Origin of the sequence: Hominimerdicola alba 8 (assembly GCF_000178155.2) — a bacterium.
Taxonomy (GTDB): Bacteria; Bacillota; Clostridia; order Oscillospirales; family Ruminococcaceae; genus Hominimerdicola; species Hominimerdicola alba_C.
Map to the genome: position 1 here is coordinate 1 of NZ_ADKM02000048.1, position 2,103 is coordinate 2,103.

General features: G+C 44.8%; 4 protein-coding genes. All 4 read left to right on the plus strand.

The window, feature by feature from the left end:
* Positions 1-592 (plus strand): class I SAM-dependent methyltransferase (locus CUS_RS04265; protein WP_002847719.1); only part of this gene is annotated, 592 nt, incomplete at its 5' end.
* A gap of 2 nt (positions 593-594) precedes the next feature.
* Complete coding sequence (locus CUS_RS04270; protein WP_002847720.1) at positions 595-1,107, plus strand: hypothetical protein; 513 nt, start codon at positions 595-597, stop codon at positions 1,105-1,107.
* A 6-nt stretch (positions 1,108-1,113) separates the two neighbouring features.
* Positions 1,114-1,602 (plus strand): methyltransferase family protein, encoded by a 489-nt coding sequence (locus CUS_RS04275; protein WP_080559517.1) that lies wholly within the window; start codon positions 1,114-1,116, stop codon positions 1,600-1,602.
* Between the two features lie 3 nt (positions 1,603-1,605).
* On the plus strand, positions 1,606-2,103 hold a 498-nt coding region (locus CUS_RS04280), incomplete at its 3' end, for a DUF6796 family protein (protein ID WP_002847717.1).

Genomic DNA, 2,103 nt, shown 5'->3' on the forward strand with positions numbered 1-2,103 from the left:
ACACGGAAAGTTTTCTTATGACGGCAAGCGTCAGCTTTCAAAGGAGATCGTTGAAGGTACTGCTAAATATGTCACACTGCCGGAAGGCGGTATCGGACTGGATGTCGGCTGCGGCAGCGGTGCGCTCACCATTGCGTGTGCAAAGCGGAATCCGCAGGGCAGAATGGTGGGAATTGACCGCTGGGGCAAGGAATATGCGTCGTTCAGCCGGCAACTCTGCGAGAATAATTCAGATGCAGAGAGTGTTCAGAATACGGAATTTCACCAGGGCGATGCCTGCAAGCTCGATTACCCCGATGAGTATTTTGACGCGGTTACAAGCAATTATGTATATCACAATATTACAGGCGTGAATAAGCAGGAACTTCTGCGCGAAACGCTGCGAGTCCTGAAAAAGGGCGGCACATTCGCCATTCATGATATCATGTCAAAGGCTCGCTACGGCGATATGCAGAAATTTGTCAATGAACTGTATAACGAGGGCTATGAAGGCGTTGAGCTGATCGACACGACAGACGGTATGTTCATGTCAAAGGGCGAAGCCCATATCCTCGGGCTACGCGGTTCATCTTTGCTGATCGGAAAGAAGTGAGTATGATGCTTCAGGCATTGGGTTACGGTCTGATCTGGTCGGTCATGTGGAGCGTTTATGTATTTCTGATTCTGAAATTCTATCCGTTTTCGATGCTTCACGATTATCCGAAAGATATTCAGGCTGCGGCAACCATTGAGAAGCCGACAAAAGCACAAGAAAAAGCTGCCAAACGATTCGGCGCAGTCGGTGGTCTCATCATATTTGGTGTACTCCTTGCATTCGGATTACTCCGATTCCACAGTGAACAGGCTTCATTTTTGCAGGTGTTGAAATACATCTTCATCATTGCTATGACATGGAATGTGATTGACCTGCTGATTATGGATTGGCTGATCGTATGCACGATCACGCCGAAATGGATTGTTTTAAGAGGAACAGAGGGCTGCAAAGGATATAAGGATTATTTCTTCCATTTCAAAGGCTTCCTGGTTGGCTGTGTATATACAGCACTCATGGCACTGCTGTTTTCAGGGATCGATTATGCAGTACTCCGCTTTTTGATATGGAAATAAGGTGATATGATGAAGAAAAAAGAACATTTGCCGCTGTTCGGTGTCGGACCGATCTATGTTTACACCATTGCAATGATTACGCTTATCGCTTTCCTTTGCAGAAATCTGTCCGTATTTGAAGCAGGAAGGCTCACAAATATCAAAGCAATACTGATAATACTCGGAAGCGTCCTTGTCGTGATCGGAGCAGTTATGTGGATCATGGCGGTGATCGTATCAAAACTAGATGACAATATCAAGAAAAATCATCTTGTAACGACCGGTATTTACTCTTGGGTGCGGAATCCGATCTATTCAGCTTGTATGTTTGCCTGCACAGGCTTTATTCTTATGATCGGAAATGCGTTCTTCTTTGTATTGCCCTTTGTTTACTGGCTTTTCATGACGGTTCTGATGAAGCAAACGGAAGAAAAATGGCTGCGTGAGCTTTACGGTCAGGAATATGAGGATTACTGCAAGCGTGTCAATCGCTGTATTCCGTTTAAGAGAGGATAAATAATGCTGAAACTATGTTTGCTGATTGCTTTTTTCGGTCATTTGCTGTGCTGGTACTGCGACTGCCTTATCACATATACGCCTGACGGCAGGTTCTCTGCCAAAATGCTGAATGATAATGAACAGCTTTCTGAACTATTAAAGGATATGCCGCTGAAAAGACCGATGCGTTCTATTATGCTTGGCGTTTTTGCACTTATCATGTCATTCTGCGGATTTCTTGCTCTGAGCGAGTGGATGCGGCAGTTTTCAAGCGTTTATGCAGTTATTATGCTGATCGGTGCTGTCGTGTTTACGACTTGTGTGATACCGCATCATGTGATATGCGGTCTGGTCGAATGGCTTTATATTAAGCTCGGACGAACCGCTGATGCAAGAAAAGCCGTACTTGATTTTTTTAAGAAAACATCAGCAACAATGATCGTATGCTATACCGGACTGCTTATCTTTTCGGTCGCATTTTTCATTGCAGTTTTTACAGGTACGACCACTTTGCCGAAA